The sequence below is a fragment of the Nocardia altamirensis NBRC 108246 genome, from assembly GCF_001612685.1.
Lineage (GTDB): Bacteria > Actinomycetota > Actinomycetes > Mycobacteriales > Mycobacteriaceae > Nocardia > Nocardia altamirensis.
In genome coordinates, this window is the sequence record NZ_BDAY01000003.1 from 90276 (window position 1) to 108716 (window position 18441).

The window sequence follows — 18441 nt, forward strand, 5'->3', positions numbered from 1 at the left end:
GCGTGCCGGATACGGCTGGGAATACGTGCTGCCCGACCGGGATGCCGAGCGCACATGGACCCTCGGATGTGGTTTCCTTTGTGTATGACGGCGGGTGTTGAGTACACGATCGATGAACTGGCGCGCGAGGCCGGAACGACCGTGCGAGCCCTGCGCGTCTATCACGAGCGCGGAGTGCTGCCCTCACCGCAGGTGAAGGGGCGCACCGGGTATTACGGCACCGACCATCTCAACCGCGTGCACACGATCTCGCGCCTGTTGTCACGCGGCATCAAGCTCAACGGGATCAGGGAACTGCTCGAGGCATGGGATCGTGGCGACGATCTCGGCGACATCCTTGGCGTCAGCGAGGGTGACGAGCCGGAGTCGATCGTCTTGTCCGGCGCGGACACGATCGCGGCGACCGCGCTCGGCGAGCTCTACAGCGACGTGCCCAACGGGCTGGCCAGGGTGGTGCAGGCGGGGCTGTACGAGCCGGTCGACGCGACGACCTACCGCGTCGCCGATCGACAGCTGGTTCGCTTCGCGGACGAACTGTCCGAGGCGGGCGTCCCGCACACGGAGGTGCTCAACGAAGTCGAGCGATTACGCGCCGACTGCGAACGCATCGCGCGCCGCTGCGCCGACCTGTTCGATCGGACCGCCGGGCAGGACTTCCGATCCTCTGAGCGAACTCCCGACGATCGCGCCGAGCTCGCGCATCGACTGACCGTGGCCACCGCGGCGCCGGGCCGGGCCGCCGCCGACCTCACCCATCGGCTCCTGATCCGGTATCTGGAACTCGATTCCGAATTCGCCGAGGTGCTCGCGGAATCCTGACCTGACCGGTCGATCCGCTGTTGAATGTTCCGCTACGTAGCGGTACGTTAGTTATGTCACTTAGGTGGCCGATGCGTACCGAAACGAGGAACTCCATGGATGCAGCCAATCGAGTCGACCGGTCGCGGTCGATGGTCGCGCGGATCGCTGTTGTGATCGCACTCGCCGCGGCGCCGATCGCGGTCGCCGCGTCGGCTCATGCCGAACCGATCGCGATCGAACCAATGGTGATCGAACCGGCGGTGGTCGAGCCGGAGCAGGCGGGCGCGATGCATGAGATTCAGCGACCGGGACCCTGGTATCCGCTGCGCCCGCCGTGGTGGGGAGGAGGGTACCCAGGTGGTTGGTACGGGGGATACCCAGGTGGTTGGTACGGCGGGTACTGGCCATGGTGGTCCGGCAGCGCGTACTGATCGATGACCACGTCCGGTCACCCGGCCGGCGAGCAGCGTCCGCGCCGCGGCACCGCGCTCTCCGTCGCCATCGGGATCTGCCTTCTCTTGCTCGCGGTGCTCGCGGGCTGTCTGCTCAGGGACGAGCCTGCGCCCTCGGTCGCCGCGAGCCGGGCGGTGATGACCAGCAATCCGCCGATCGATTTCGGCGTCACCGCGGGAAAAGTGCTCACCAATAATGGCGGCATCATCACCGTCACTGGTTTCCTCGGCGCAGAGACGATTGTATATACCACCGCGCGAACCAAGGTTTTGATGCTCGGCGGAACTCGCCTTTCCGATGTGCGGGTCGGCGATACCGTATTCGTGCACGGCGACAAGAAAACCGACGGCACGATTACCGCGAAGGTAATTATCGGCGGCAGTTCATGGCAGCGCCCTGTTCGGTGATCGAACACTGACAACGGTGCCGCGCCGACGAATTCAGCGGGCACCGTGATTGGGCAGCATGCAGCGTCAATGAACACGGTATCGAGGCGATCGGGCGCGCTGGCCCTCGCCTCGACTGCCGTGAGATTCTGTGCGCCGACTCAGCAATTCGAGGCGTTGGGCTTACAGACGTACCAGCTGCCGTCGGGCCGCTGCACGCGAGTCCAGGTGGGGGATTGCCCGTCGGCGTCGCGTCCGCCTGACTGTGCCTGCCTGGAGCGCTGCCCGTTGTAGTAGTCGCGCCGGTTCTGATCGACCCGTGCGCGGTCCCTGGCGTCGACCGGGGGGTTGTGGTAGCCGAGCGGGTCGGTGCGCCGTTCGGGCCGGTCCGAGCCGTTGTTCGAATTGCCGTCGGACGACGAATCGGGCTTGGCCTCCGCTATACCCGGTGCGTGGGTTGCGGCCACGCCGGTCATTGCACCGATGATCGCGGCGGCGACCAGCAGACGTGCCATCGTCTTGCCGGTGGTGGTGGTCGTGGACATGTGGGTCTCCCATCGCGAGCAGGGCTCCGTCGGAAACTCCGAATCACTGCTCATCGTACCGTTATCTAATGGCACGATAGTTGGTGGAGCGCTGGTGTGTCGGCGGCCACTTCTCGGTGCTGGTAAGGCCGGCGCCGCGGGACGGCAATGACGTCGGCTTTCGCGACCCGTTTCCCACCGGCGGGAAGGCGATGGACACGGGTACCGGGCTTGACAGGTGAAGATGGCATACCACTTGCGGCCGGCCCACCTGCTCCGGCCTTGCGACTCACCGTGAGAGAGAAGCACATTCGATGAGGTTCAGCCATGCACTACGCCTCGGTATCGGGGCCGTCGCCATCGCCGTCGCAGCTACTGGATGCGGTGGCGGCAACGATGCCGGCGATCAAGCGAAGGAGGGCAAGCTGACCATCGGCATCAAGTTCGACCAGCCCGGCCTGAGTATTCGCGACGCCAACGGTTCGTTCCGCGGGTACGACGTCGAGGTCGCCAAGTATGTGGCGGGCAGACTGGGTGTCCGGCCCGAAGACATCACCTTCAAAGAAGCGCCGTCGGCGCAACGCGAGACGATGATCATGAATGGCGAGGTCGACTTCGTCGTCGGCACCTACTCGATCACCGAGGGCCGCAAGGAAAAGGTCGACTTCGCCGGGCCGTACTTCGTGGCGGGGCAGGCACTGCTTGTGCAGATGGCAAACACGGATATCACCGGCGTCGAGTCGTTGACCGGCAACAGGAAGGTCTGCTCGGTCAAAGGCTCCACTCCGGCGCAGAACATCAAGGACAACTACGCCAAGGACATTCAGCTGCTCGAGCTCGACACCTACTCACAGTGTGTCGACAAGCTGCGCAGCGGTGCGGTCGAGGCGGTGACCACCGACGACATCATTCTCGCCGGGTACGCGGGGCTGGCGCCCGGCGAACTGAAGCTGGTCGGCGCCACGTTCAGCGTCGAGAAGTACGGCATCGGCCTGAAGAAGGGCGACCGGGACACCCGGGAAAAGATCAATGACGCCATCGAGCAGATGGTCATCGACGGCTCGTGGCAACGCGCCTTCGAGTCGACGATCGGCCCGCTCGGCGGTTCGACACTGACCCCGCCCATCATCGACCGATACTGAGCGGACGGCAGCGGATGAGCGAATTCCGGGTGACCGCCGAAGGTTCCGTGCTGCCGCTGCTGCGGAATTCGTCGCACGTGAATCTCCCACGCCCGCCCGGTCTTTCGCCGGCGTTCGGGGCTGTCGTCGAGATGGCCGAAGCCTGGCTGCGACTGGTGCTCGATGAACTGATGTCCGCGAAAACGGCGGGTCCGCCTGCGATACCGGACATCCGAAACCTGTTGAACTGGGCCGGAGTGACGAGCCCTGACAGCACCTCCGAGCTGGCGACCGGGTATCAGCACCGCATCGCCGACATGACTGAGTACACGAGGTATTTGAACCGGCGCGACACCGACGTGCGTCGGCAGATCGCCGGGATGGAGCGGTCGGTCCATGACACCTTGCTGGCGATATGGGTGGGCATTGATGCAGTGACCGACGCGCTCGCCGTGGTGCGCGGCCCGTTCCTGCTGCCATGGATCGAGGCGATGCTCGTGGCTCGCGTAGTCGAGATATTGACAGATGTGCAGGACGAACTGACGTAGCCCGCGGTCGGGTCACCGCCCGCACCATGCCGAGCCGGCGGACGCGCCGCGTGTCGGCAAAGGTAACCCCGTGGTGACCTCGGGCGATTATGCTCCGGCGCATGGCGGACAGTCTCGAACGAAGCCGCGGTCAATCCCACCGTGCCGCGGGTTTCGTCGGCCGGGACCGGGAATTGGCGAAGATTGCGGCCCTGCTGTCCGAGTCGGTCCGATTGGTCACGCTGATCGGTTCCGGCGGTATCGGGAAGACCTGGTTGGCGACCGAGGCCATGCGGCGCTATCGCTACGACACCGGCGCCGCGATCTATTGGGTGCGGCTCGCGCGGTTGGCGCGGGATGCCGACGAGGCGATGGTCGAGGAAGAGGTCGCACAGGCGGTCGTCGAGATCGACTTCTCCAGCCGATCCGCGTGGGATGTGTTGGTGGACAACCTGATCGGCCTCAGCTCGGCCGACGGCGCGGTGCCGATGGTGCTGGTGATGGACAATTGCGAGCACGTGCTCGCCGCGGCGGGACAGGTGATCGCGGAGTTGCTGGAATCGGTTCCAGGACTGACGATTCTGGCCACCAGCCGGGAGGCGATCGGCTGGGTCGACGAGGGATTGGTCGTGGTGCCGCCCCTGACCCGCGACCAGGCCACCGAACTGTTCCAGCAGCGGGCGGCGGCCGCAGGCATGCCACTCGGCATCGAGAACGCCGAGACCATTGCCGACATCTGCAGGCACGTGCACTACCACCCGCTCTATCTCCGGTTGGCGGCCGCCCGATTGCGGTACCAGCCGTTGCCTGGCGTGCTGCGCGAGTTGAGCGGGTCCGCCGACGATCGTCGACTGCGGTGGTCGCACGGACCGCAGACCGGCGTGGACAGCAGGCATCGAGCGATGGGCGATGTCATCGACTGGTCCTACGAACTGTGCGGCGAGCAGGAACGTATCCTCCTGCAGCGGATGTCCGTCTTCGCCGCGGGCTATGAGGCGAATCCGGAAGACGAGCAGGACGGCTGCGCCGTCGGGGCGGAATTGGCTGCCATCGAAGAGGTGTGCGCGGATCGACCGCCTGACGAGCACGAGGCGGTCGCGGACTCGGCGGAACCGACGCTGCGCCAGGACGAGATCGAAGAGCTGCTCGGCCGTCTGGTGGACCGATCGCTGGTGACGGTGCATTTCGGCGCGGACATCGTGCGGTATTCACTGCTGGAGAGCATCCGGGTCTTCGTGCGGGAACGCCTCGACGAGCGGGCGCCGGCGGAATGGCGGCGGCTACAACGGCGGCACCTGATCCACTATCGGACCAAAGTGGTTGACGCACAGACGAACTGGTTGAGTCCGGCGGGACAGGGCATGGTCGACTGGGCGCGGGTGGCCTGGGACAACCTCCGCATCGCGATCGAAGCCAGTCTCGCAACGCCGGAGGACGCCGCGGTCGGTGTCGAGCTGGCCGCCGGTCTGATCGCGTTGCGCGCGCCGATGGTGCGCGGATCGCTGCGCGAGGTCAGGCAGTGGATGCAGCACACGCTGGACACCGCGCGCCAGGCCGGCGGCGACAACGCGGTGACCCACATCCAAGCACAGGCCCTGATCTGCTGGGCAGCGCTCTGTCAGGGCAGGCGCGAGGACGCTGAACACGCGCTGCAGGCATGCCTGGCGATGGTGATTCCCGACCCGGACTGGCGTCGAGAGTGCGATCGGCATGAGCTGCTCGCGCCGGTCGATTTCCTCTTGGGCGTCGCCTTGATGATGCTCGACCGCGACCCGCGCGCCATCGGCGTGCTCGGCCGTGCCCGCGAAAAGTACCTGGGATACGGCAGGGACGGCGCCGCCGCCGTATCCGAGTTGTTCGAGGCACTGGCCGCCGGCCTGCTCGGATCCGTCGACCAAGCGGTCGAGATCGCGCAGCGCCATCTCGACCGCACCACGCGCGCAGGCGCCGAAGCGGCGATTTCGTGGGCGCAGCTGGCATGGGCGGTCGCCGCGACCCGACAGGGAAATACCGACGCTGCGTTGACGATCGGGCGCACGGCGTTGGCATGCCAGCTGGAAATTCGTGATCAGTGGGGAGCCGTGTGGGCGGTTCACGTCCGGATGTGGACGTTGGCGCGGGTGGTGACCGAGATGACGGCGGCGGGCGATTCGGGGATCGGCCCGCCGAGTATCGAAATCGCCCGGCTGGTCGGCGGAACTCGCGTATTGCTTGCCAGCATCGGCATCGAGATCCAGGGGCTCGGTCCGTTCGCGGATGCGACCGACCACGCCATCGACGTCGCCCGGCGCGCGTTGGGCTCGGACGAGTACGAAGCGGCGGTGCGCCAGGGCGAGCGGTTGCGACCCGAACGCCGCGAAGTGCATTCGCTCGCACTGGGATTGCTGAACCTCGACCGGCTCGGCCGCAGCCGAACCAGGCCTGCGCACAGTTCGGTGCCGTGGGACGGTTTGACCGCCGCCGAGCAGGAGGTCGCGTTGCTGGCGGCCGCGGGATTCGCGAACACCGCGATCGCTGCGCGCCGGGGCAAATCGTTCAAAACTGTTGACGCGCAAATGGCTACGATCTTCCAGAAATTGATGATCACCTCGCGCGGCGAGATCATCCGGTTCGTTCCCAGCGCGGAATTGGAGCGGGTACGCGCCGAAGCGGCCGGGCGACCGACCAGGCGATCCACGGGCAGCATACGCAACGAGCACGGTCCGCGCAGCAGGTGATCGGTGTCGCCGCCCGGGCGGGCGAGGTCAATCGTCCTCGACGAGGTCGTCCCACAGGGCGTCGTATTCTTTACTGTAGGAATCGAAGTGGGTGAAGGTCTTATCGTCGACGCCGTTGGTCACCGGCGTGGTTCCGTAGCGGTAGCCGATCTCCTCGGCAGCCTGTTCCCTGGTCTTCGCACCGCTGACGTACTCCGCGTATATCGCGTTGAATTCCGGTGTATCCGTTGATATTCCGATATCCGGCCCCTTGTTGTCGAGAATCCGTTGTCGTGCGTCGCGTGCCGCTATGTCGGCATCACCTTCGGATTTGAAACGCTCTAGTACGTTGTCGATCACCCAGTCGTCGTTTGTGGTGTTCTCGTATGGAATCTCCTTCGGGTGATAACCATCGGGGTGGGCATGGTTGATTTCGTGGGCCAGGATTCTGACAATCATCAGCACGTCGCCGCGGTGTGCGATATCGATCTCGATCACGCCGATGTCGAATCGAGTCCTGCTGCCCTGCCCCTTCGGGCCATACCGGATTGTCCAGCCGTCCGCTCTGAGATCGCGGGCCCGCTGCGCCAGTACGGGGTCGTACCTCGCGACGAAGCGGTCGACCCTGGCGCCGAGGCCTGACAGCGGACCTCCGCCGGAGCGCGCGCCGGGACCCGCATGCGGTCCAGTCGGAGTCCGTGCCGCACCGGGTACGGCGTAGCGGTCGACCACCGCGGTCGCCTCGACCGCACCTTTTGCCGCAGTTCCTGGCGCCAGGGTCTGATCGTGCAGAACCTTCGATTCACGCCCGACGTCGCCAACGATTCGACGCATCAAGTCGGCGAGGACGGTGATCGGGCTCTTGCTCAGCGGTATTCCTCCAGATGCCCCGGCAGGGAACGTAACAGGGGGCGAATGGACCTCCCAGCTGTGGTAACCGGGGCAAGACGGAAGCAGAGCGAGAATGTCTGTCAACGATTCTCGATCGGTGAAATGAGGTGGCGTCGCGCTCGAGCCGAGCGGGTGGCATTCGACGGTACGGACTGAGCGATGATGCGGTATCGACAGTGGGTGCGCCGGCCCGATCGGTGCGACAGCACCGGGTGTAGGGCGCCTCGATGAGTTCGCCGGTGTCGGAATTCGCAGAGAAGCTCGTGTTCGGGGGTCAGTTCCCGAGGGGAGATCCCGAGGCGTTGCGCCGGCTGGCGGCCACGTGGCGCGAGATCGCCACGGGCGCAGCCGATGTGCGGGCGTCGGTCGCGAGCGGTATCCAGCACCTGGCGGGTGCCGTCGACGAGGGAAGTCACGTCGGTCGCGCGATGCACGAGTCGGCAGCGGCGCTCACGACGCACTCCGAACAGCTGTCGGGATTCGCTGTGGCCGTTGCGGATTGGCTGGACGACGTCGCCAACGACGTCGAGCTGGCATGCACGGAGATGACGCTGCTGGTGCTGATGGTGCTCTGCGCAGGGACTTCGGTGGCCGCAGCCGCGCAGGCGCGTGCGCGGTTTCTGGCGTTGTTGGAGGGTTTGGTCGGTCGGATCGGCGCGGGCTCTTCGGCCGTGACGGTGGCGCGGGCCGGCCTGTTCGTGGCGGAAGGGGCTGCCTTCGGCGCGACGCAGGCCGGGCTCAACCTGGGGATCCAGCTGGCGCAGCCCACTCGGCGTGGGGTGGATTGGGCGTTGGTTGGCACGGCGGGGCTGGCTGGCGCCGGGTCCGCAATGGGCGGCAGGCTCGGGGCCGGAGTAGTCGCCAAGGTCGTCGGCGCGAACTTGTCCGCAGGGTGGGGGCGCGCGGTCGTTGCCGCCGGAGCCGGAGTTTTCGGTGCGCTCGGTGGCGCGGTCGCCATCGGACGGCTCGATTCGCCTGTGACACAACTGATCAGCGGCGGAGTGCTGGGGTTGGCCGCGCACACGGTGAGCGCGGCGCGACAGGCTGCCCCAGCTGTCGATGTGCCGACTCTCGATGCGCCGCCAACCGGCGCCGACGCCAAGTCCGTGTCCGCTGAGCGGCTGTTGATCGACGGCAAGTCCGCAGCCGCTGAGCGGCTGTTGTTTTCGGAATCGGTCGGGGACGGCGAGGCCGTGGCCCGGCTGGCGCAGCTCGCCGAGCAGGGAGCGCGCGAGCAGCTGATGGCACTGTCGTCGGGGGACGGCTCGTCGGTGGAGCTGATCGGTCCCGCAGGTCCCGGCAAGCCGCCAGGCGGGGACGGCGCTTTCCTGTCGGGCCCGAACGGTGTTGCCGGACAACCCGAATCGAGCGGAATATTCTGGCTCGGCGGGTTCGACGGCGGTGGTGGCGACGGCGGGTACGTCCCGACGCGGCTACCTGGCGACGGCGGCGGGGTGCGTCCCCCAGGCCCGCAGCCCGGCAGCGGACTCCCCGCCGAGTCCGGGGGATATTCGACGACGGACCGGGCAGGCCTGCACCGAATGAGCGTGTTCGGGTCCGCGGTGCGCGGCGGGGACGGTGCAGGCGGTGCCCCGGCGTCGATGGGGGCAGACCTCGGCTTGTCGTCGGTGTGGCGGGATGCCGGTGGTGCCGTGTCCGATGGTTCGGTCGCCAAGCCGGAGGCGCAGTCCGCACAGGTAGGTGTGCTGGAACGGAATCCACTGCGAGAGTTCGATATTCGGCCGGACACGGAGGCAGATCTCGGTGCGCCGCCAGCGACTCCCATGAGAGTTGAGCCGCCAGCGACTCCCACGAGGTTTGAACTGCCAGGGACTCCCGCCACAGTTGAGCCGCCCGCGACTCCGACGAGAGTTGAATCGCCAGCGACTCCCACGAGAGTCGAGCCGCCAGCCACTCCAACAACAGGTGCGCCACCGGCAACCCCAACGACAGCCCCGACGACACAGCAGCCCCCGGCGGCCGGGCAGGCCGGTGCAGGCACGGGCACCTCGGGGTGGGTGCCCGCGATCCAGCCAGGATCGGTGGCGCCGAACCCGAACAGTCCTGGTGCACCGGATGATCCGACACTGCGACCACCGGAGCTGGACGAGACGAACCGGCAGCCGCACGTTATCGCCCGCCCGGGTGCGGTCCAGAGTCCCGCGGACCCCCACGATCCACCAAGGCCTGCGGCGCCGGTCTCCGATGTGCCTCCCTCGATGCCGGATCCGGTGGAGCCCGTGCAGTTTCGAGCCGTCGACGAGTCCGAACCGGCAGGGCCTGCGCACGAAAACGCGGGTGCCGCCACCTCGGCCGACCCCGGCGGATCCATCGCGCCGGGTCAGGGTCACAGCGCTGCTGAGCAGACTGGCGTGCCTGACGCGCCTCGGGGCGGGCCAAGCGAGCCGGGCCATGGCTACGGCGTCGGTGGGCAGACCGGTGCCGCGAGCGCGGACGGGACCGTCGAGCCGAGCGACGATCAGCGCACGGCTGAGCAGACCGAGGGACAACCTGCGACCCATGACAGCACGACCGAGCCGACCCACGATCAAGACACCGAGCCGACCGAGGTACCGGTCGAGGCTCCATTCTGGATGAGGGCTGCCGAGTACGCCGAGGCCACGAGCAAAGCCACGGCGGACGAGCGTTTTCTCGATCCGATGCGACTGGTGTTCGAGACCGCCGACGTTCGGGCGGCCGAGCTGCCCGCCCAGGCGCGAGTGTCGGTGCTCGGTGTCGAATCATCTACCGGCGCAGCGGGTCTCTGGTCACCGAGCGTCGCGGTGCTTGCTTTCGGCGATGTTGCGGACGCGGACGAGGTGTGGGGGTTTGTGCCGGACCCCGTGGCCGACTGGGCCGCGTTGCCCGCTATGGTGCGCGAGGCGGGGGACCTGTATCAGCGCGCGGCGCGAGGCGGCCGCAAGGCGGCAGTGGTGACGGTAGCTGCATACGACCCGTCGGGGGGTGCGCTGGATGCCGCACGCCGCCCGCGGATCGTGGCTGAGCTGGTTTGGCAGTTGTTGGACGCGAGCGGCGGTAATGCGGCGCGCCCACCGGAGATTCATTTGGTTGGTGGCGGTGCAGGCGCCGAGGTGGTTCGGTTGGCCGCCGATGTCCTCGATTCGGATGTTGCCTCGGTCTTCGTGAAGGACGTCGGCGCTCTTCCGCTCGTGAGCGCGATTGTTCGGCGCGGACAGGTCGTCGCGGAGCGCGGTCACGCGGATCACCTGTTCGAGCGGTACGCCGAACACGAGCAGCGGCTGCGCGAGGCCGGATCGGCCTACTCTCGTGTACTGGCCGGTGCGGCGGACCAGGACGACCAGATTGCAGACGAGTACGACGCGCGGCAGGTCGAACTCGCCGCCGCTCTGCGCGAGCTACAGATCTACGACGAGTATGGCGTCGTCGACTCGCGCCCACTGTCCGCCGATTGGCACCCTGAAGGGTGCTCGACCGTCGATGAGGTGGTCGACGGTCTGCGGGACAGCCGCGGCATCGAGCTCGAATTCGATGGCGGCGGTCGTGACCTGGCGACCGCCCGCGAAGTGGCCTCGGCTATCCGCGACCACGGTGCTCCGTCCGTTCTGCAGCGGGTCAACATCGACGAGCTGTCCGGCACCGAGGGAGTCGCCGTCAGCATTCTGCATAGCACTCTGATTGCACAGCGATCGACGGTCATGCTCCTCAACCGAGCTTACGTAGGCGATCCCGATCGATTGCGTGCGGCATGGCAAGCGTTGGTCGAAGCCAACCCGCGGCTTGTGGTGCCGGATCGGCCGCTGTACTGCCTTGTTGTCAACGAACTTGGAAATGTCCTGGTCCAAGCCGGACGGTGGCGCGCGGAGAAGGATCTGCGTGGTTTCCTGCGCGAACTCTGGATACGCACTCGCACCGGCGCGGAATCATTCGTCGACTGGACTCGAAAAGAGCTGAGTGCCGGAGCTTTTCACAGCGACGGAACTTTGGACATTCGGGGCACGCTGGTCGCGTCGCATTTTGCCGTGCGGATAGATCGGGCGAACGCGTCCGTCGCGGAACGTGCCGTGCATGATCGTGTCAAGCAGATGGCTCGCGTGTGGACCGCGCAGCACCCGCTTCGGACACCACCCGCGAACGAATCGGAGCGGGCGCAGACGTTGGTGAATATGGCCCTTGGCGAGGCCATGGCGCGGGCACACGGTGTCGCACTGCCCGGATTCGAGATACCGGGACTGGACAGCGCCACGGTGCGTGAGCTCGTCACGACCGTGCGTACGACTCTCGCCGAATACCCACTGATCACGCTCGTCGACATCGGATTTACGCCACAAGGCGACATGGAGAATGGCTACGCGGTTCGGTCCTGGTACGGAAACACTCGGCGGGCAACGTCGCTCCGGTTCAATGAGCGGATCGGCATCAGTCCGGAAGTGAACCGAACAGAATCACAACGGGCGACCGCGAGCGGGTATCTCCGGGGAAACGCCGACACCCCGACAACTCGTACGGTGCTGCACGAACTCGGACACGGACTGAGCCACGCGGGCGACTGTGCTGTGGAGCCCGGCGTGGTGAACATTCTCTATCGTCACCATCTGGAAACTGGCGGCACCGATGCCGGGTATGCCGCATGGGTGGTCAGGCTGTTCAGCAAGTACGGCCTCCGTGTCAACGCATTCGGTGAGGTTGATGCCGACGACGTCGAGGCGCCAGCCGAGTCATTCCTGCAAGTCGAGACCTATCGACGGCTGCCGCCAGGGGCCGCGGCGGAACCGACCGAGGGCGAATGGGTGCTCTACCACCAGCTGGTCGACGCGGCTGAGCGGGCGGCGCTGGAGCCCGGCGCGCCGCCACGCCGGAACCCACCGGTAATGGATCCCAATGTGGTGAGCGGGGCGGCGGATCGCGCGCGGGAAGCGTTGGCCCGCCGTCTGACCGAGCAGCGGCTGGCACTTCCCGAAACCACAAGAAAGGCAGGCGATCTCGAAGCTGCCGACGAGCTACGACGACAGCTCGAGTTGATCGAGAGGTTGGCCGCCGCACGGCTACGGGCTGCGCTGGCGCACGCGTCGGCGGACGGGCCCGCCGAATACGACTGGGCGCAAGCGCTGGATATCCTCGACCAGAAACTCGTCGCGCTGGTGGCGGCCGCCAGTGCCGTGGATGCCGTGGCCGCACCGAACCCCGACGCGGGTAACTGTGCGGTGTCGTCCTTGCTCGCACTCCGAGATCTGTTTCCGGACAGTGATATTCGGCTACTCGCCGAGGAGCGGAGAATGGCGGGCACCGACCTCGGGAAGATCATCGCGGCGGCGGGCGGTGCGCCGGAGGATCTCAGCCGCGCCGAGCTGCGCGCCCGCTTGCTCGACCCGGCCGATCCGGCCGAAGCGGCGCTTGTGCTCACGCAGTGGAAGGCCCCGGACGACAAGGGTTCTCAGGGGCATGTGGAACTGGCGGTCAACCAGCGAGACGGGGAAGTGGCGAAGGAAGACGGCACCGTGCTGTCCGTCAACGAATCCCGAGTGCGCGAATTCTCGACCGACGCGCCCCGAGAGGTGTTCCAGGACTTGGCGATCCTGTTCGATGCCAACGGACGACCGCTGCGCCCACTCGACGCGCAGGAACGGGAACAGTACGCCACGCAGCTACGGATACCGTTCGGCCACACGCCGGGCGGCGAGTGGCTGGAGACGATCGCCGGACTCCGCGAGCTGTTGCGGAGCTGGACGGATGTTGGCAGCGCCGAGAAGAGGGCAGATCTCGAACACTGGATTGATGTGCTGGAGGCGGCGTTACGCGGCGCGACGGTGCTTCGGGATCACTCCGCGCGGCAATTGGTTGCCCGAGGTGCGTCAGCGCCGATACCCGGTCTGTTCCAGGGCGAGCCGAACCTACTAGAACTGGAGCGGTTACGGCAGAACGCGCGGGCGCGACTCGTCGAGTTGCTGCCTCCCGGCCCGGTTTCCGCGCATCTCGAAGCGCTGCATGCCCAGTCGCGGCGGTACTCGCCCGAAGTCAACGAGCTCTATCGGCACTATCGAGGCATCGATACGAGCCTGTCACTTGCCGAGACGTTCGGCGAGTGCGCGAGCGGGCTCGGGGATCTGAAGCGTTTGACTCAGGAGATAGCCACTGTCGCAAGCGATGTGCGGCAACAGTCCGATCTGGTCGCCCAGGCCGAGAACGAGATCGCCGAGCGGTTGTCGGAATCCCGAGATCCGACCCCGCTCGTCGACCGGTTGAATCGGCTGCGGGACAAACAGAACCGGGGCTTCGAGGACCTGCACACCCGGTTGCAGACGCAGGCGGAAGTCATCGGGGGAAGCGTGCTCACCGAGGCCGTCGCCGGGTTGCGCGCCGATGCCGGGGACGAGCTCCGTTCGCTGCGTGCGGATCTCGCCGAAATCCTCGCCGCAGGTGGTTTCGACGGTGACATCGACAAAGCGCTGAGCAAGGATTCACGGGTACGTCGCTATTTGGCCCGTGATCTCGAATTGGCGACGTCGGCAGTGATCAACGCGCTGGCCCAGGCGGCGCGAATCGAGCTGCTCCCCACCGAGTTGACCGATCCCGACCGGGTCGCCGACATCGCGGACATGGTGCGGGAGCTCACCGCGAACGGCCACAACGAGCCACTCGCCACGGCATGGGGTGTTTTCGCGCAGACCTTCGACGAACTGCAGGTCATCGCGGGCTGCGATCGGCTCCGATCGCGCATCCAGGTCATCGACACGATGGAACGAGCGCTGCTCGACGCGCGGATGGCGGTCACCCAGATGCTCGACCAGCCGGGTCCCGTGCTCGACGACGAGGCAGCACGGTATCTGCGATTGTTGGGTCTGGTCTACCGGGTCGATCGCTGGGCGACGGCCGTCGAGGACACCGCGTCGATACCGGTGCTGCCGGGGCTGGCGCACGGCTGGGTCGAGCAGATGTCGGTCAAATATGCGCTTCCGCCCGAGCAACTGCAGCCAGGCCGGGATACTCAGCGTCGCTTGCTCAGCAAGCTGCAGCTGACGCACGACCGTTTGCAAGCGATCATCGACACGGATCCTGCCGATCTGACTGCCGCGCAGCTGCAGGAGCGGACGCGGCCACCCGACGAACCAACCGACGCCGCGGCGCGGGTTCCGTACTCGGCCGACCCTTTTCACGCCCCCACCGGATTCGAATGGGAGAGTTTGGCCGACCAGGATGCGGACTGGCTCCTGTTCAAGGACGCGCTGGTGCAGGAGTATCTCGAGCTTCGGCAATACGCCGACTGGGGTCGGGCCGCGCATCAGCGACGCGGCGACCTGACCGTGTTGAACGCGGCGGTGGACAACGCGGTGGCCGATGCGGCGCTCGACCTGGCGGGTCCGGGGCACCCGCCCGCTTACGGTCCCGAGGATCGTGCGCGCCGTGATCGACTCGGGGCCAGTCTCTTCGCGTTGCGCGCCGAGCTCGTTGCGGTGGCCGCTGGTGCGGTGCACCGGTTTTCCGACGCCGCCCCAGGGACGGGAATCGCGTCGATCACGCAGTTGTGGCCGGGTTCCTCGGCAGCTTGGGAACTCGAAGAGTTGTCCGAGGACCTGCGCACCCAGATCGCCCAACGGGTCTCGGCAGACCCGGAACTGGTGACGTGGGAGTGGGCGGACGAACAGCTGCTCGATCCGTCGGCGGCCGCCCAACCGGATCTGCGGGAAGCACTCGAGCACTACCGCGGGCTCGAACTGCTACTCAATCTTGCCTCGGATTTTCATCGCGCCGAATCCTGGGTGCGCGCCATCGACGCGGTGGACGCGGGTCTGGTTCAGGCGCGATCGTGGCGGGATCGCGACACCGGACCCGGCTTCGGCTGGGATGCTCGCCTGGCCGAATTGACCGATCTCGCTTGGCATCTCGACAGCATGGCGCGCACACGCGAGGAGCTGATCGCCGAGGGGGCGACGCGGCAGGAGGCGTGGGACGAACTCGGCGATCTCGATGAGCGACTCGATGTCGAATTCGCGAAGGCCGGGGCCTGGGGCGCGGGCGCGAATCTGCAGCACATCATGATGAATGCCCCGCAGACCTGTTTGGTTGTGATGTTCAACGAGGCCGCGCAGGGCAATGGCCCGCGGCCGGGGTTCCGGATTCCCGAAAACCGGATCGACGAGATTGTGCTGTCCGGCGTCGACGGTCACGACGCGGCGCTGTGGGCGAACGCGAATTGGCGTCGCTTCCGGGATGTGACGGCGGCCTTCGAGTGGGTCTCCGAGTCGCCGCGATCCGAACGCGCTGCGCCACTGCGGCGCACCGTAGTGCTGGCCCTCGATTACCAGCCGATCGATGCGAATGCCGGCGCCAACGCCGTCATGATCAAGGTGGACGACAACGGTCGCGTCGTGGCCGCCGAACCCGAGTTGCAGCACGACGACGCAGGCAATCCCGTGGTGGGGGTCCGCCACATCGAGGGTGACGATGCGGTGCGGGTGTGGGCGGCCATGTTGTCGGCGGATGCCGCCGCCGCAGGTGTGCACGCACTAGCGTTCCAGGGTGATCTACCGGTGGATCCGCTGCACGGTGCGGAGCCGGACAACGCGGGCGACCGGCAGATCCCGCGCGGGCGTATTCACGGCCCGCCGCCCGGTCCGGATCCGGACGCCAACGCAGCGGCGTCGAGCGCGCGGGTCGATGCCGAGTCCCGATCCGGCGGGCCCGCAGTGCAAGTGGTGCGTCCGCGAAGCGTGAAGAAGCTGACCGGAGTCGATCTCGGCATCGTGCTGGTCGACGGGATCGGGCCGCAGGAACGGCAGTCGAGTGCGCCGGAAAGCGCTGTCTCGCTCGAAAACTCCGCGCCAGCAGATGTCACCACGCCGGATCCGGCGCTGGCGGCCGCTCTCGCCCAACGACCGCAGGCGGAAGTGATCATCCTGTCCGGCGATCTCGGTGCTGTCGCGGAACGCGCGCGGGCGATCAGAGACTACGCCGACGGTAGCGGCAAACAGCGCGAACGCCTTGTCCTCGTAGCTATTCCGGAAGGGACGCCAACGCTCGCCGCAGCGCTCGAAGCGAGTGGGGCGGTAGCGTCCGAAGAGCGGGTGGCCCAGGCACTGTTCGAGGTCGTCGACGAGGTCGTCGTCGTTCCCGATGGCGCTATCGCGGATGGCGTGGTGCAGCTGTCCGCGATGCTCGGCGCGGCGGTCACGACGGCCACCGCCGCCGGTTTCATGGCGGTGCTGCACAACGGTGGGGTGGTGCCCGGCATCACCGGTGCGGTGCACGACCTGCGCGGTCGGCGAGTTTCGGTGGTGGCGGCGGATATTCGGGCCGATGCCGCCGCGCCGACCGGCAGTCGGCCCGAGACACCATGGTCTACGCCCGATCCGACGGTGGCGGCCGGCGGCACCCCGTGGTCCCCTCGGACAGCCCCCGCGCCGCGCTCGGACCCGCCGACCGTTAGCCGCCCGGACCGACCTGGGGTACTGGAGATCGGCGGCGTCCGTGTCGAATTGCCCGCCGACGGGGTCACCGGGCAACGGGCAGGCCTGGTGGTCGTCGCCAGTGGTGAGATCTCAACGTTGAACGAGACGGCGATCCGATTGCTGGCCCGGGTGATGGCCGACGCCGGGCGGATCGTGGTGTGGGACATTCTGCAGAATGAGATTCTCGGCGCGGTGGGCGACGCGCAGTATCGGGTGATCAATAACGCTTTGCACGATCTGCGCAAGGAGCTCGGTAACACGAGCATCGTCACCGTGTCCGGTTTCGGTGTTCGCTTCGACGGCATCGCCGACCGAATCGTCGTCGAAACGAATGTGCTGGAGGCAGGGCCCATTCGGCTCGAGCGACCAGGCCGCCGGGTATTCGTCCGTGATCAGCTCGTCGAGCTCGGCCGCCTGGAATTCGATCTGCTCGAATTCGCACTGCGGAATCAGGGGCGGGTCATCTCATCGGCGACCATGCGCCGGAAGCTGCCCGAGGAAACAATGCCGGGGACGCGAGACCTCGAGGAAACGGCTATCGCGGTCAGAGGAGCGTTCGTGCAATTGCGACGCAAGATCCCGGATCTGCCGCCGGTCATGGTCGTTCGCGAGCTCGGCTGCCGATTCGGCAGTGCGACAGGCGGTGTCGTGCTGGAGACTACCGAGTCGGGCACTCGCCGCGTGCTTGTCAACGGCAGATCGGTCCCGCTGGACTATGCCGACCGGGAGTGGCACAGTCAGCCGGTCTTCGAGCTGCTGCGAGTTTTTCTGGCACATGCCGGACGCATTGTTTCACCGGAGATGATTGCTGCCGAGCTGTACGGTGGGCTGGCGGCGGAGGTCACCGTCCGGTACATCGTCGCAGCAGCCCGGCGCAGGCTCGGCGCCGAGCGATCCATTGTCACAGTTCCGCATTTCGGTTGGCGTTTCGATGGTGTCGGTGACCGCATCGTCGTCGACGACGGAGTGATCGAGGTCGGTGGCGTCCGGTTGGAGCCGCCAGGTAGGCGGGTTTTCGTCGGTGATGATCTGGTCTCGTTCGGTCGCTTGCAGTTCGATCTGCTCGAACTGTTGATGAGAAATGCAGGTCGAAACGTCGAGCGCGACAAGATTCTTGCCGTATGGGGTCGCGACGATGTCTCGGAAAACAAGGTGACGGACGAGCTGTGGATCCTGCGCCGCAAACTCGGCGATCCCGGGTCCATCGCTCGGGTCTACCGCTCTGGTGCGCGGTTCGACGGGATCGGTACGCCAATTCTCGTCGAGGAAGGCGCCCTTGTGGTTGATGAATTCAGGGCAGAGCCGCCCGGTCGGCGGGTTTTCCGCGACGGTGTGCTGGTCTACGTCTCCGCAGTGGAGTTCGATGTGCTTGCTTTGCTCATGGCGAACGCCGGTGTGGTCGTCCCGGTCTCGGCGTTTCTCGGTGACGAATGGAATCTGCGGACCGCCCAAATGGTGAAGGCTGTCATCGGTCGACTACGTCATCGAATCGGCGATACGAACCCACGCGCGCGACGCATCACCTCGATCGAGGGAGTTGGCTATCGGTTCGAGGTCGGTGGTGCCCCTACCGACCCGAGCATCGGCGACACCGATCGGACCGACCCCGCGCATTGA

At 66.6% G+C, this 18441-nt stretch carries 9 protein-coding genes; 7 read left to right on the forward strand and 2 right to left on the reverse strand.

What is annotated here, in order from left to right; translation table 11 throughout:
- Positions 1-84 precede the first annotated feature (84 nt).
- The 3 genes from NA11_RS00855 to NA11_RS00865 all read left to right on the forward strand — a co-directional run bounded on the left by NA11_RS00855 (position 85) and on the right by NA11_RS00865 (position 1661).
- The gene (locus NA11_RS00855) at positions 85-819 is read left to right on the forward strand and encodes a MerR family transcriptional regulator (protein ID WP_069159756.1); all 735 of its coding nucleotides are present in this window, start codon (positions 85-87) and stop codon (positions 817-819) included.
- 95 nt (positions 820-914) lie between these two features.
- Positions 915-1232 (forward strand): hypothetical protein, encoded by a 318-nt coding sequence (locus tag NA11_RS00860; RefSeq protein ID WP_069159757.1) that lies wholly within the window; start codon positions 915-917, stop codon positions 1230-1232.
- 3 nt (positions 1233-1235) lie between these two features.
- Positions 1236-1661 (forward strand): hypothetical protein, encoded by a 426-nt coding sequence (locus tag NA11_RS00865; RefSeq protein ID WP_069159758.1) that lies wholly within the window; start codon positions 1236-1238, stop codon positions 1659-1661.
- A gap of 140 nt (positions 1662-1801) precedes the next feature.
- Here the strand turns inward: NA11_RS00865 and NA11_RS00870 are convergent, their stop codons facing one another.
- A complete protein-coding gene (locus NA11_RS00870; RefSeq protein ID WP_069159759.1) occupies positions 1802-2185 on the reverse strand; it encodes a hypothetical protein in 384 nt (127 codons plus the stop codon).
- A 293-nt stretch (positions 2186-2478) separates the two neighbouring features.
- On the opposite strand from NA11_RS00870, the gene NA11_RS00875 reads away from it, so the two are divergent.
- The 3 genes from NA11_RS00875 to NA11_RS00885 all read left to right on the forward strand — a co-directional run bounded on the left by NA11_RS00875 (position 2479) and on the right by NA11_RS00885 (position 6529).
- Complete coding sequence (locus tag NA11_RS00875; RefSeq protein ID WP_069159760.1) at positions 2479-3306, forward strand: glutamate ABC transporter substrate-binding protein; 828 nt, start codon at positions 2479-2481, stop codon at positions 3304-3306.
- 14 nt (positions 3307-3320) lie between these two features.
- Positions 3321-3833: a hypothetical protein gene (locus NA11_RS00880; RefSeq protein WP_069159761.1), complete on the forward strand. Its 513-nt coding sequence runs from the start codon at positions 3321-3323 to the stop codon at positions 3831-3833.
- A 101-nt stretch (positions 3834-3934) separates the two neighbouring features.
- The gene (locus NA11_RS00885) at positions 3935-6529 is read left to right on the forward strand and encodes a helix-turn-helix transcriptional regulator (RefSeq protein WP_167837518.1); all 2595 of its coding nucleotides are present in this window, start codon (positions 3935-3937) and stop codon (positions 6527-6529) included.
- Between the two features lie 27 nt (positions 6530-6556).
- Here the strand turns inward: NA11_RS00885 and NA11_RS45410 are convergent, their stop codons facing one another.
- The gene (locus NA11_RS45410; protein WP_069159763.1) at positions 6557-7342 is read right to left on the reverse strand and encodes a hypothetical protein; all 786 of its coding nucleotides are present in this window, start codon (positions 7340-7342) and stop codon (positions 6557-6559) included.
- A 296-nt stretch (positions 7343-7638) separates the two neighbouring features.
- On the opposite strand from NA11_RS45410, the gene NA11_RS00895 reads away from it, so the two are divergent.
- Positions 7639-18441: a winged helix-turn-helix domain-containing protein gene (locus tag NA11_RS00895; protein ID WP_141717308.1), complete on the forward strand. Its 10803-nt coding sequence runs from the start codon at positions 7639-7641 to the stop codon at positions 18439-18441.